Annotated in this window: 12 protein-coding genes; 7 read left to right on the top strand and 5 right to left on the bottom strand. The window is 54.4% G+C overall.

Translation table 11 applies throughout. From position 1 onward, the window contains the following. The first annotated feature begins 234 nt into the window (after nt 1-234). Nucleotides 235-2,049, top strand: coding sequence for an alpha-amylase family glycosyl hydrolase (locus CSC3H3_RS12565; protein ID WP_101285032.1), 1,815 nt, complete (start codon nt 235-237; stop codon nt 2,047-2,049). Here CSC3H3_RS12565 and CSC3H3_RS12560 read toward each other — a convergent pair. Beyond that, nucleotides 2,025-2,969 (bottom strand): LysR family transcriptional regulator, encoded by a 945-nt coding sequence (locus tag CSC3H3_RS12560; protein WP_101285031.1) that lies wholly within the window; start codon nt 2,967-2,969, stop codon nt 2,025-2,027. The two genes, CSC3H3_RS12565 and CSC3H3_RS12560, sit on opposite strands and share 25 nt — an antisense overlap. Before the next feature lie 107 nt (nt 2,970-3,076). On the opposite strand from CSC3H3_RS12560, the gene CSC3H3_RS12555 reads away from it, so the two are divergent. Beyond that, a complete protein-coding gene (locus CSC3H3_RS12555) occupies nt 3,077-3,913 on the top strand; it encodes an SDR family oxidoreductase (protein WP_101285030.1) in 837 nt (278 codons plus the stop codon). 104 nt (nt 3,914-4,017) lie between these two features. Here CSC3H3_RS12555 and CSC3H3_RS12550 read toward each other — a convergent pair whose 3' ends face one another. Together CSC3H3_RS12550 and CSC3H3_RS12545 are read right to left on the bottom strand one after the other, a co-directional pair. Beyond that, nucleotides 4,018-5,253: a glycosyltransferase family protein gene (locus tag CSC3H3_RS12550; protein ID WP_101264694.1), complete on the bottom strand. Its 1,236-nt coding sequence runs from the start codon at nt 5,251-5,253 to the stop codon at nt 4,018-4,020. A gap of 2 nt (nt 5,254-5,255) precedes the next feature. Beyond that, the gene (locus CSC3H3_RS12545; protein WP_245881107.1) at nt 5,256-6,083 is read right to left on the bottom strand and encodes an HAD-IIB family hydrolase; all 828 of its coding nucleotides are present in this window, start codon (nt 6,081-6,083) and stop codon (nt 5,256-5,258) included. Nucleotides 6,084-6,438: 355 nt separating this feature from the next. On the opposite strand from CSC3H3_RS12545, the gene CSC3H3_RS12540 reads away from it, so the two are divergent. The 4 genes from CSC3H3_RS12540 to CSC3H3_RS12525 all read left to right on the top strand — a co-directional run bounded on the left by CSC3H3_RS12540 (nt 6,439) and on the right by CSC3H3_RS12525 (nt 10,514). Next, complete coding sequence (locus CSC3H3_RS12540; protein ID WP_101285029.1) at nt 6,439-8,067, top strand: OpgD/OpgG family glucan biosynthesis protein; 1,629 nt, start codon at nt 6,439-6,441, stop codon at nt 8,065-8,067. Nucleotides 8,068-8,301: 234 nt separating this feature from the next. Next, on the top strand, nt 8,302-9,474 hold the full coding sequence (pobA, locus tag CSC3H3_RS12535; RefSeq protein ID WP_101285028.1) for a 4-hydroxybenzoate 3-monooxygenase: 1,173 nt from the start codon (nt 8,302-8,304) through the stop codon (nt 9,472-9,474). A gap of 120 nt (nt 9,475-9,594) precedes the next feature. After that, complete coding sequence (locus CSC3H3_RS12530) at nt 9,595-9,894, top strand: ElaB/YgaM/YqjD family protein (protein WP_101264611.1); 300 nt, start codon at nt 9,595-9,597, stop codon at nt 9,892-9,894. Further along, nucleotides 9,891-10,514, top strand: coding sequence for a phage holin family protein (locus tag CSC3H3_RS12525; protein WP_101285027.1), 624 nt, complete (start codon nt 9,891-9,893; stop codon nt 10,512-10,514). Before CSC3H3_RS12530 ends, CSC3H3_RS12525 begins: the two co-directional genes overlap by 4 nt. Nucleotides 10,515-10,626: 112 nt before the next feature. Here CSC3H3_RS12525 and hpt read toward each other — a convergent pair whose 3' ends face one another. Further along, entirely contained in the window at nt 10,627-11,163 is a 537-nt protein-coding gene (gene hpt / locus CSC3H3_RS12520; protein WP_101264609.1) for a hypoxanthine phosphoribosyltransferase, read from the bottom strand. A 63-nt stretch (nt 11,164-11,226) separates the two neighbouring features. Next, complete coding sequence (locus CSC3H3_RS12515) at nt 11,227-11,970, bottom strand: glutathione S-transferase (RefSeq protein ID WP_101285026.1); 744 nt, start codon at nt 11,968-11,970, stop codon at nt 11,227-11,229. A gap of 303 nt (nt 11,971-12,273) precedes the next feature. Between CSC3H3_RS12515 and CSC3H3_RS12505 the strand changes: the two genes are divergently transcribed. Then, entirely contained in the window at nt 12,274-12,492 is a 219-nt protein-coding gene (locus CSC3H3_RS12505; RefSeq protein WP_101285024.1) for a DUF3126 family protein, read from the top strand. Nucleotides 12,493-12,539 lie beyond the last annotated feature (47 nt).

Genomic DNA, 12,539 nt, shown 5'->3' with positions numbered 1-12,539 from the left:
ATGAACCCGATGTGCCTGATTGTGCGTTATAAATAGCGTTCCGGCAGGAATGAAATGGCAGGTCGCATTGGATGCGGTTTGCGGTTGATGATCCTGCCGGCGCTATGATGCAGGCAAAGGAGAAGGCTTGCCGTGCCTGTTTGCCGGGCAGCGCCAAATCCCTGCTTGCATCATAGGCAGAAAAATTATTTGATTGGTTTCAATTGATTGTATCGCCTGTTTTGAGGAGGTCGAATGGACCGGGTTGTTGGCACGTCTGGACGGATCGCTTTTGCAAGTGCAATGCGAAATTTGCTGGCCGATGTGTATCCACAGCATGATCCGGCATTGCTGGTGCGCCGTGTGTTCGAGGAACTGGACCTGCCACTTGAAGGCGACGGCCCCGAACCAGCCGAGGAAACCTTGCGCAAATGGGACCAGCGCGATGCCTTTTTGATCACCTATGGCGACAGCATTTCGCGCAATGGCTATCAGGGTTTGAAATCCCTGCGCGATTTTCACCAGAAATGGCTGAAGGACTGGCTGCCGGGCATTCATATTTTGCCGTTTCACCCGTTTACGTCCGATGATGGTTTTTCCGTTTCCGATTTCACCACGCTGCGCCCGGAACTGGGCACCTGGGACGATGTCGAAGACCTTTCCAAACATGCCAAGGTGATGGCCGATCTGGTGGCAAACCATATTTCGGCATCGCATGAATGGTTTGCGCAGTTTTTGGCCGGGCAGGAACCCGGTGTTGGCTATATTAAAACCGCCAATGACGGCGACGATATTTCGCAGGTGGTGCGGCCGCGCAGCCATCCGTTGTTAAATAAGGTTGAAACGGCCCTTGGCCCCAAAAATGTCTGGTGCACATTCAGTTATGACCAGGTCGATCTGGATTATGGCAACCCGGATGTGTTTTTCGAAATTCTGAAAATCGTGCTGGATTATGTCAGCCACGGCGTCACCGTTATTCGCCTTGATGCGATTGGCTTTATCTGGAAAGAGGCCGGAACCCCGTCGATCAATGCTGATCAGACACACAAGATTATCAAGGCGTTGCGCCTAGCGGCCAATGCGGTGGCGCCTGATCTGGTATTTATCACCGAAACCAACCTGCCGATGGTTGAAAACCTGTCCTATTTCGGCCAGCAGGATGAAGGCCACCTGATTTATAATTTCTCGCTGCCACCGGTGATTTTGCATGCGTTGCTAAGCGGTCGGTCGGATTATATCCGCAAATGCATTATGGCGATGCCGCCAGCCCCGGCCGGGTGCACCTTTTTCAACTTTACCGCCAGCCATGACGGCATTGGGTTGCGCCCGGCCGAAAATATTGTGCCTGATGATGATATCCTGCAAATGACCGAACATGCCCGCAAAATGGGTGGCGAAGTCAGCTATCGTTCGGTGGCAGGCGGTGGCCAGCGCCCTTACGAGCTGAATGTGACGCTGTTTAGCATGCTGGCCGAAAGTTTTGCCGGTGAACGCATGTTCGGGCTGGAACGTTTTGTCATGTCGCAGGCCATTGCCATGTCGCTCGAAGGGATTCCGGCGATTTATGTGCAGTCCATTTTTGCCTCGGAAAATGACCAGAACGGTTATCAGCAAACCGGCATTCCGCGCCGCCTGAACCGCAAAATCTGGCAATTGGACGAGGCCGAGGCCGTGCTTGAAACGCCCGGCCTACCGCAGCAGGCATTCGGGCAGTTGCGCGCGCTGATGTCCATTCGTCAGGGGCAGCCGGCCTTTCACCCCAATGCCACCCAATATACCCTTAATTTGGGGTCGGAACTGCTGGGTGTTTGGCGGCAAAGCCATTTGAACGATCAAAGCATTTTTTGCGTGTTCAACCTGACGGGCGAAGCGCAGGACCTTGACCTGTCGCGCATCAACCTGATCATGAATGAAGGCTGGCAGGACCTGATTTCGGGTAAAGTGATACCTGATTATGATGGCATCATGACGCTGGCACCCTATCAGATTGTCTGGATTTCCAACCTAGATGGTCGTCACCGTACGGAAAGCCGGTTGTTGCAGCGTTACCGTGACGCAATGCCGGTATAAGGTGCTGGGCTGTCGGGTTTGGTGGTGATGCTGGCTTTTAAAACATCAATAAAGGCCCGTAAACCTGCCGGAACGTGGCGATGGCCGGGATAATACAGGTGCAGGCCGGGAAAGGGTGGTGTCCAGTCCGGCATAAGTTGAACCAGTTCGCCGGTTTTAAGATGCGGGCTGGCCTGATGGCGGGTGACATAGGCAATGCCGCAACCCGCAATGGCCGCCTCGACGATCATGTTTGAACTATCAAGCGTGATGGGGCCGGAAACATCGATTTCAATTTGCTGATCGCGTTTTTCAAATTCCCAGCGATAGATTTTACCGCTGGGCAGGCGCAGCCGCAGGCAGGCATGGGCAGCAAGATCCGCCGGGTTTTGCGGGACCGGTTTGCCGCAATTTTGCAAATAGCCGGGTGAAGCCACAATCACGAACTGTTCGGGTGGGCCACAGGGAATGGCAATCATATCCTGCGGGACGGTTTCAAGCAGGCGAATACCGGCATCAAAACCACCGGCAACAATATCAACCAGTTTGCCGTCGGTAACGATATCAACATGCATATCGGGATATTGGGTAATGTAGCGCGCAACCACCGGCATTAAAAACAGGCGGGCGGAGCCTTCGGATGTATTCAGGCGTAAGGTGCCGCGTGGTTTTTGGCGAAATTTATTGGCAATTTCCATCGCATCGGAAATATCGCCCAGTGCAGGGCTGATACGTTCGACAAATTCGCTGCCTGCTTCGGTAAGGGAAACACTGCGCGTGGTGCGGTTAAACAGGCGCACGCCAAGGCGTTGTTCCAGGCTGGAAATCGCGTGGCTAAGTGCTGATGGCGACAGGCCAAGTTCGGCCGCCGCCGCGCGAAAATTGCGGTGCGCGGCAACGGCAACAACCCCGTGCAGTTCCAGTAGGCCACCTTTGTTCATTGTTCGATTTCCTGCATTACTTTGTGCAAGAATATCGCGCTTATTGGGATAATAAAACCTTCCTATTTTCAGGGCCTGTTAAATGCATAACGGGTTGGAGCCTGAAAATGAGCCAGAAAACCATTCTGATTACCGGAACGTCGTCGGGCATTGGCCGGGCCAGTGTGAAACGTTTTGCCGCACTGGGCTGGAATGTGGTTGCCACCATGCGCAACCCCGAAAAGGAAAGCGAACTGGGCAACCTTGCCAATGTGCTGGTAACAAGGCTGGATGTGCAGGATAAGGCCAGTATTGACGCCGCCATTGAGGCCGGTATCGCCAAATTCGGCCAGCTTGACGTGCTGGTGAATAATGCAGGTTTTGGCCAATATGGCCTGTTTGAAGGATTAAGCACGGACCAGATCGAAACACAGTTTCAGGTAAATCTGTTTGGTGTGATGGATGTGATGCGCGCAGCGTTGCCGAATTTTCGTGCGCGTAAAAGCGGCTTGGTGATCAATGTCAGTTCGGGGGCGGGTGTTTTTGGCCTGCCGATGATTTCGGCCTATTGCGCCAGCAAATTTGCCCTGGAAGGATTTAGCGAAGCCGTTTCCTATGAGCTGGCATCGCAGGGCATTGGCGTGAAACTGGTTATTCCCCATGGTGGGGTTGCGGAAACATCGTTCCATGACCGGTCCGCCCAGGAATTTGCGCAAGGTGCAGGCTTGGATGATTATCACGATTTTCAGCAGCAAATGACCGCCCTGTTTGGCAAAATGGGCGGTGGCCGTCTGATGGATGCGGATTATGTTGCTGGTTTTATCGCGCAGGCCGCAACAGATGGTTCCAGCCAGCTGCGATATTACGTTGGCGATGATGCGCGCGGTTTTGTTGATGCCCGCCTTCATAAGGGCGAAGCGGCCTATATGGCGCATATGCGCAGCTTCTTTGTGCCGCAAAGCTAACCGGCATCAAGATCGCGTGGTTTTATGCTGCTTGTTGCGAATGATAAAGGCCGGGCAGTGATTTGCCCGGCCTTGTTGTTTTGGCAGTTTGGTGTCGTTGGCAATCAGGCAGATTTGCCAATGTCGCTGTCATTCAGGTCATCTTCGACGGCGGCGGAAAGCTGCTCGAAAATGTCATCCATCGCACTTTCGACGCGCTGCCAGCTTGGGATGAACGGGCTTTCAAGCGGGTTATCCAGGTAATGCTGTCCGGCACTGATGATGACCTCGGCCAGAACCTCGACACATTTTTCTTCTTCGTCGCGGTTGATTTTAAGGCCGTTAAACAGGGCATCGGCGCGGTATTGTTCGATCAGGTCAAGTGCGGTGCGGTAATAGGTGGCTTTTAGCGTGCGGAAAGTTTCGTGCGAGAAAACCGTGCCCTGGGTGGCAAGCTTGCGAAACAGCGATTTGGCAATGTCGCTTGCCATGCGTGACAGGCCATCATCCTTTTCGGCAGGGTCAAATTCGCGGTGTTTATGGTCGTAAATATCGGCGATATCGACCTGGGCCAGCCGGTGGACGGTGTGGTTACGATACATTTCCGAGAGCATCGAAACTTCCAGCCCCCAGTCGGACGCCACACGCAGGCCATAGGCAACATCGGTGCGAATGGCAATTTCGCCCGATAACGAATAGCGGAAACAATCCAGATAATTCAAAAAGTCGGTTTTGCCGACCACCTGCTTTAACGCGCGAATAAGCGGGGTGACAAACAGGCGGCAAACACGGCCCTTCAGCGTGCCGCCCGCCACACGGGCATAATAACCCTTGGCAAAGGCGAAATTAAAGGCCGGGTTGGCGATAGGGTACATCAGGCGTGCCGGCAGGTCGGGCGTATAGGTGGCAATATCGCAATCATGAATACCAATAACCGAACTGCGCCCGGTTGCCAGTGTATAACCCATGCAATACCATACATTGCGGCCCTTGCCGGGTTCGTAACGGGCAAGGTCGTAATTTGCCAGCCGGTCATGAACGGCGCGCAGGCGCGGGCCATCATTCCAGAGGATGCGGGTGCGTTGCGGCAGGTCTTTGAAAAATTCACGGGCATAGGCGTATTGGGTTTCATTGGCCCGGTCCAGGCCCACCACGATCTGGTCAAGATATGTGGCCTTTTTCAACCCTTCGAGAATGGTGGTCATGGCCGGTGTTTCCAGTTCGGAATACAGGCACGGCAAAATAAGGGTCTGACGGCGGGATCGGGCAAATGCCGTCATTTCATAAGCGAGTTCTTCCGGGTCACGATCAATGATGGAATGAAGGGTTGTAATCGGGCCACCCTGATGAAAATCGGCCATTTTTACCTCGCTTTTGTTATTGCTGTTGGCGTTTGCGACAATTCGTCGAGTATCGCGTGAAGTGACTGGTTCCAGCCTTGTGGTCCCGGTGCCGGGGCCAGGCGGGCTGTTTTTCCGCCCAGGTCAAGTTGGGGAACTGGTCCGTGTTTGACCGGGATTTGAACCGCAATGTCGGCATGGGCCAGCATTCCGGCATCGTTGGGGGAATCGCCAAGGGCGATGCTGGTAATTTCTGAACGCTTGGCAGGCAGTTTTTGCTGTTCCTGCAACATGGAAATGGCGGTTTGCATGGCGCGGCCTTTGTCGGTTTCGCCGCACAGTGTGTAAAACCGGCCGCCTTTCACCAGTTTCAAGCCAAAATCACGGGCGATTTTTTCGGCAATGGCAATGTCATCGCTGCTTGGCTGCCATATTAACGGGTCCGAACAATTACGATCACCGGCAAGGGCTGCGTCGGTTTTTGCCAGGCCGGTGGCGGTTGCAATGGCATCGGCGTTGCTGGTGCGAAAACTGGCAACCGGGATGGAAACAGCCCTGGCAATGGCTGCGCGCGCATCATCGATGGTTTGGGTGGCGGGGCCGGGCTGGCGCAGGTCGCTGCCAATTTCAATGGCGCCGCCATTTTCACCAATTAACCCAGCAAACAGATGGTGCCGGTTATTTATGGCGCGCAATTCGGCCAGGGTTTTGGAGGATATTGCCAATACGGGAATGTCGTTTTCATGCAGCCGCACAAGTGCGGGGCGGGCGGCCTCCCAGGAATAATCGTCATGATCCAGAAGGGTGCCATCCAGGTCGGTAAAAACGACAAGTCCGGTCAGATGTTGCATATATCTCGCAAAAGGTTGTGAAAACAGTATGTTGTTGACGCCAGAAGCAAAGCTTAACACACCGGGCGCAATTGGGCGACAGGGCAAAGATTAAATTTTATGCACATTTTTGTTTAAGGTTAAAACTGGTTGTTAAATTGGCATATGTGCATGGCGCAGCGTGAACCGGTTAACAGCCAGACGATACGCTACGGAACCAGATGCCGCAGGACCGCGTTTGCAAAACAGGGCTGCGGTGCCAAAACCGGCCCTGTCATTGCCATTTTTTAGGGGCATATGCCGGTGCGCTGCCGGATTGGGCGGGCATTAATGGCGGGTCGGGCCGGGTTATTTGGCCCTGCCTGATGATAAGTGAATGACGAAACGGAATTTTGCAGGTGAAGGTCGCTTGATGGGCGTGAATATGGGACGGCGCAAATTTATGGGTTATGTCAGTGCGGCGGTGGTTGCCGGTTTGATCCCCGGTGGGGTGCCGCGCGCCTTTGCTGCCGGGGACAAAAGCCTGCCGCGCGGTGAAAAAAAGCCGTTTTCATTTGAAGGCGTTATTGGCTGGGCACGCGAACAGGCCAAACAGCCCTATCAGCCGCCTGTTGTTTCCGATGCCCTGAAAAATGTGCTGTCGCGCGTTGATTATGATGCCTATCAGCAGATCCGTTTTGATACGGAAAAGTCCCTATGGTGGAACCAGGATGGTGTGCCGCCCATAGCACCTTTCCACCAGAACCGGGGCACACAGGAAAAGGTGCGCATTTATACCGTCGAAGACGGGCAGGCGCAGGAAGTGGAATATGACCCATCCGCCTTTACCTATAAGGGAGATATCCAGGCAGGGGATATTCCGGGCGATGCCGGTTGGGGCGGTTTTCGCGCCCTTTATGACAAGGATCATTCGCGCGACTGGCTGGCTTTTATGGGGGCGTCCTATTTCCGGTCGGCCGGGCCGCTGGACCAGTATGGCCTTTCGGCGCGCGCGGTAGCGGTTAATACCGCCCTTGAAGATGGCAGCGAGGAATTTCCCCGCTTTACCGAATTCTGGCTGGAACCCACTCATGATGGCGGGTTGCATATTTATGCCCTGCTTGATGGCCCCAGCCTGACGGGCGCGGTGCAGATTGTTTGCCAGAAGCCCAATGACAAAGACATTGTTATGGATGTTACGGTGCGGTTCTTTACCCGCCAGGCCATTCGCCGGTTGGGAATTGCACCGTTGACCAGCATGTTCTGGTTTTCGGAAATCAACCGGGATGAAGCCGTGGATTGGCGCCCGGAAATTCATGATAATGACGGGCTTGCCATTTGGACCGGCGCGGGTGAACGGTTATGGCGGCCCCTTGATAACCCCAAACATACGCGCACCAGCAGCTTTGTTGATCAGTCGCCAAAGGGATTTGGCCTGATGCAGCGCGATCGCAGCTTTGCCAATTACGAGGATGACGGCGTGTTTTATGACCGTCGCCCTTCCTTGTGGATCGAACCCAAAGGCGACTGGAACAAGGGGATGGTGCAGCTTTTGGAAATTCCGACGGACGACGAAATCCACGATAATATCGTGGCCTATTGGACGACGGATGAGGAAGTCCCTGCCGGGGAAGAACGCGCCTATCAATACCGCATGCACTGGATGGCCGACGGCCTGTTTGGGGCGGTCAATGTTGGTCATGCCATTGCCAGCCGTACCGGCCGTGCCGGTGTGCCCGGGCAGAAACGCCCGGACAAGGGCCTTAAATATGCGATCGATTTTGCCGGTGGCGAGCTTGCCAATTTCAAAACCGAGGACAAAAAGATCAGCCCGGATGTATCGGCCAGCAATGCCGCCATCCAGAATGCCTATTGCCTGCGGGTTGTTGGCCAGGATTACTGGCGACTGGTTTTTGATGTTTTCCCCGATGGCAATGGCCCGGTTAATTTGCGTGCGGCCCTGAAAGAAGGCGACCGCCTGTTAACCGAAAGCTGGGTGTTCGAGCATCGTGAACACCAGTTTTAAGCAGGTTTGCCGGATTTAACCCGCCGCAAAGCGGGATGTGACGGGCCGTTTGATGCGGCCCGTTTTCTTTTATAAGCAATCAAAACAGCATCATATTCATTTGGTTATAGATGTTCGTTTTGTGCAGTTCTTTTCCGGGTTTGTCCATTCAGCCCGGTGGGGTGGCGATTTATCCTGTGATCATAAGAAAGGCGGTCATGGCCGCTTGCGATAAAAGATCATCAGGAAAACGTCATGCATGTTCCCGTCGTTATCATTGGCAGTGGCCCGTCCGGTTTGCTGTTATCCCATCTTCTGCATATTCGCGGTATTGCGTCGGTCATTTTGGAACGCAAAAGCCGCCAGCATGTGGAAGGGCGCATTCGCGCCGGTGTGCTGGAAATGGGAACAGTTGGATTGATGCGCAAAATTGGTGTCGACCAGCGTATGAATGCCGAGGGCATTTTGCATGATGGCATTTACATCAGCGTGGATGGAAAACGCCATCATATCAATATGAAGGCCCTGACTGGCGGACAAACGGTGATGATTTATGGTCAGACCGAACTGACCAAAGACCTGATTGCCGCAAGACTGGCCCATGGCGGCGACATTGTTTTCGAGGCCGAAGATGTCAGCCTGCAGGGTATTGAAAGCGACAAGCCGTCGGTTCGATATGTGAAAGACGGGGCCGAACATCAATTAAGCTGCGATTATATTGCAGCCTGTGATGGTTATCATGGGGTGGGGCGGCGCACGATGCCGGAAAACCGCCTTAAAACATTTGAACGTGTTTATCCCTTTGGCTGGTTAGGTGTGCTGGCAAAGGCTAAACCTGTGGCGGACGAACTGATTTATGCCAGCCATGCGCGCGGGTTTGCCCTGTGTTCGATGCGGTCCGAAACGGTGGTGCGCCATTACGTGCAGGTGCCTAGCGAAGACAAAATCGAAGACTGGTCCGATGACCGGTTCTGGAATGAATTGCGCACACGCCTTGGCCCCGATGATGCCAGCCTGGTCAATGAGGGCGAGGTTTTTGAAAAAAGCATCGCGCCGCTTAGAAGTTTTGTCGCCGAACCCATGTCGCACGGGCGGCTGTTTCTGGCCGGGGATGCAGCCCATATTGTGCCGCCCACCGGGGCCAAGGGCCTGAACCTTGCGGCGAGCGACGTGCATTACCTTTCCGAAGCCCTGATTGCCAAGTTTTGTGAAAATGATGAACAGGGGCTGGCGCAATATTCGCAAAAAGCGATTGCGCGGGTATGGAAGGCTGAACGTTTTTCATGGTGGATGACATCGATGCTCCATCGCTTTGGCGATGAAGACAGCTTTGATGGGCGGGTGCGCCGGGCCGAACTGGATTATGTTTTATCATCGGATGCCGGGAAAACCACACTGGCGGAAAATTACGTTGGTTTGCCGTTTTAACGGTTATGTACGCGTGGTGTGCCACTAAATCATCACATTTGGACAGGAACAGGCAGGGGGGACGCAGCGTTTAAGGTGTGTTGTGTGAGGCAACGGTTCAAAACAATACAGGAGGTCCCAATGGTGGCCAAGAATGAAGCCGAGACGAGCACTGACACTTCCAAGCTGCAGGCCGAGGTCGAAATCCTTCGTCAGGATCTGGCAGAAGTGACCAAGACCCTGAAAACCATGGCCCGCGACGCTGGCGAAACCCGCGCAGCGCAGGCAGCGCAGCGCGTACGTGAAGTTTCGGGTCAGGCGCGTGAACATATTGACCATGCACGTGACGTTGCGGTTGGCCAGGTGCGTGAACGTCCGTTGACTACGGTTGCGGCAACCTTTGGTATCGGCCTGCTGATTGGCCGTCTGCTGCAACGATGATCGATCAGCTCATCGAGGCAATCGGTGACATGGCGCAGGCCGCAGCCGCAAGGCTCGCGGCCATCGCCGCGATTGGCCTGGTGATCCTGGTGGGTGCCGGGTTTCTTCTTGCCGCGATTTACATGGGGCTTGCGGCCCATTTCGGGCCGTTTATTTCCGCGCTGACCATTGGCATTGTGCTGATTGTGTTGGGGCTGGTGGCATGTGCCATCTGGTTTGGTAAAAGCCCGACATTTGAACGCGAAGAAGAAGCACAGCAACGCCGCACCCCGCGCACCGAAGATGATATCATCATGGATTTGCTGGTTGATGCCGCCCAGGCCGGTTTTGCTACCGGGCAGGGCGATAAGCGCGCCATGCATCAGGGCTTTGAACGCATATTGCAGGATTTGGACGGGCTGGGCGCGTTTGAACGCCAGCAACAGGTGGCCGATGCCATTGCCCGCGCCGAAGCCGCCCAGGAAGCAGCACTTCGTCGCGCGGCAGAACATGAAGATCCTGCCAGCGCCAATTTGCGCGACAGTGCCACAGTCGGTCCGCAGCCGCACAGCGCAGCAGGGGCGCCAGATATGGATGCATCACAGCCTTTCCCGCGTGATCCGGGGCAAAATGGCCGATAAGGCAAAATCCGATGTGATTGACGCATGAAAAAACCGGCAGGCAGCCTTGGCTGTGCCGGTTTTATTTTAGGGCGCTTCATTCGCTTGGAATGGGCCGGTATGGCGTGCGGGCTTATTCGCCGTGAAAATGCACCGTGCCGATAAAGGGCAGGTTGCGATTGTTCTGGGCGTAATCGATGCCATAGCCGACGACAAATTCGTCAGGAATGTCAAAACCGCAATAATCGATCGGAATTTCTACTTCGCGGCGCGATGCCTTGTTCAGCAGCGTGCAGATTTCCAGTCGGTTGGGATCGCGTGTTTTCAACAGGCGAACAACCTCGGACAGGGTATAGCCGGTATCGATGATATCTTCGACCAGCATCACGTCCTTGCCGCGAATCTGCCCATCAAGGTCTTTGATGATGCGCACATTGCGCGAGCTTTCGGTCGAATCACCATAGCTTGACGCCACCATGAAATCGACTTCGACCGGTACGGTCAGTTTACGTACCAGATCGGCGATAAACACGAATGATCCGCGCAGCAGGCCGACCACGATCAGTTTTTGGGTATCTTTGAAATTCTCGTTGATCTGGGCTGCCAGCGTATCGATTTTCGCGGCAATTTCCTCAGCAGTGATCAACGGCTTGACATCATAATCGGCCATCAGTCCGGGTCCCCGAAGGTGGAATGGTTCAATGCAGGCGTTGCTACCACAGGCGTTGGGGCTTTACCAGCCTGCTTGCGGTTGAATATCTGATCTGGTTATGTCGGCGGCCTGTAACAATACCGGTTTGTCACCTTCATGCCACTGGTCATATTTGGTCATTACGCCGCTAAAAAACGGGCTTTGCAACATGGTTTGCAGCCAGCGATGCAAATGCACAAAGGGCAGGGCATCAAAACGGGCTTGATCGGTGCGCGCAAACTGGCGGATAAAGGGGGCAATGGCAAAATCGGCCAGTGCCGGGCGCGACCCGAATAAATATTTGCCAACAGCAAGCCTGCCATCCAGCCGGTTCAGGATTTTTTCGCCCTGTTCCCGGTGAAAGTCGGGATCGGCACCTTCATAACGGCTGGCATATTTATAGCGGTCCAGATGGGTTTTAAACGGCCCGTCATTTTGCGCAATCATGACCAGCATGTCATCAAGACTGCCCGCTTCCGGGTTCAGCCAGTCATTTGGGTCATTTTCGGCCAGCGCCCACACCATGATTTCAAGGCTTTCGTCAATCACGGTGCCGTCTGTTAAAACCAGCACGGGGACGGTGCCCTTTGGCGATGCCTGTAACATCGAAGATGGTTTGTCGCGCAGGACAACTTCGCGCAATTCAACATCAATGCCAGCCGCAACCAGCCCCATGCGGGCGCGCATGGCATAGGCGCACCTGCGAAAGCTGTATAATACCGGGTTTGGGGCCGGGGACGGTGATGTGTCCTGGTCCGAAGATGGGGTTTGTGCTTGCTGGGTCATTCTTTCGACTTAACCATAAGGGGCGTTCTTTGCAACCAACTTTGCCTCAGGCGGGTATCGCACAGGGGGCAAAGCCGTTATAGTTAGTATGTTCTGACAGCGGGGCTGGTGCCATGACGGGCACCGCACCGGGAACAGAATAAAAAATTGATCGTTTTGCAATCGACGGGCTTGATTTGTTTGCCCGGTTTGTGAAAGGAAAAGCACGGAATTTTTCGTTCTGCGCCACAAGGGCAGGTAAACGGCCCATGGTCGTGCCACCCGGGCGCACCAACGACAACAGTTGAAACAAGGAAGCTGAGTATGACACCGTCCGAAATTGCACGGGTAACCAATTATCTGCGTCGCACCTTTGATAACAACCGCATTGCCATTGACCCGCCGCGCGCCAAAGGCCAGCCGGTTGAAATGCGTATCGGCGACGAATTTCTGGGCGTTCTGCACCGTGATGAAGACGAAGGCGAAGTCAGCTATTCGCTGCAGATCATGATCCTTGAAGAAGACCTGCCGCCGCTTGTTTAACGAAGGCCTGTGCGGCTTGCCTTTGCCCGTGATCAAAGGCGCAAACG

This window comes from Thalassospira marina (genome assembly GCF_002844375.1).
Classification (GTDB): Bacteria; Pseudomonadota; Alphaproteobacteria; order Rhodospirillales; family Thalassospiraceae; genus Thalassospira; species Thalassospira marina.
Note: the sequence above shows the minus strand (reverse complement) of the source record. Positions and strands in the feature narration are given on the sequence as shown.

Coding starts and splice junctions, on each gene's coding strand:
- CSC3H3_RS12565 (WP_101285032.1), top strand. CDS start 235: ATGGACCGGGTTGTTGGCACGTCTGGACGGATCGCTTTTGCAAGTGCA.
- CSC3H3_RS12560 (WP_101285031.1), bottom strand. CDS start 2,969: ATGAACAAAGGTGGCCTACTGGAACTGCACGGGGTTGTTGCCGTTGCC.
- CSC3H3_RS12555 (WP_101285030.1), top strand. CDS start 3,077: ATGAGCCAGAAAACCATTCTGATTACCGGAACGTCGTCGGGCATTGGC.
- CSC3H3_RS12550 (WP_101264694.1), bottom strand. CDS start 5,253: ATGGCCGATTTTCATCAGGGTGGCCCGATTACAACCCTTCATTCCATC.
- CSC3H3_RS12545 (WP_245881107.1), bottom strand. CDS start 6,083: ATGCAACATCTGACCGGACTTGTCGTTTTTACCGACCTGGATGGCACC.
- CSC3H3_RS12540 (WP_101285029.1), top strand. CDS start 6,439: ATGACGAAACGGAATTTTGCAGGTGAAGGTCGCTTGATGGGCGTGAAT.
- pobA (WP_101285028.1), top strand. CDS start 8,302: ATGCATGTTCCCGTCGTTATCATTGGCAGTGGCCCGTCCGGTTTGCTG.
- CSC3H3_RS12530 (WP_101264611.1), top strand. CDS start 9,595: ATGGTGGCCAAGAATGAAGCCGAGACGAGCACTGACACTTCCAAGCTG.
- CSC3H3_RS12525 (WP_101285027.1), top strand. CDS start 9,891: ATGATCGATCAGCTCATCGAGGCAATCGGTGACATGGCGCAGGCCGCA.
- hpt (WP_101264609.1), bottom strand. CDS start 11,163: ATGGCCGATTATGATGTCAAGCCGTTGATCACTGCTGAGGAAATTGCC.
- CSC3H3_RS12515 (WP_101285026.1), bottom strand. CDS start 11,970: ATGACCCAGCAAGCACAAACCCCATCTTCGGACCAGGACACATCACCG.
- CSC3H3_RS12505 (WP_101285024.1), top strand. CDS start 12,274: ATGACACCGTCCGAAATTGCACGGGTAACCAATTATCTGCGTCGCACC.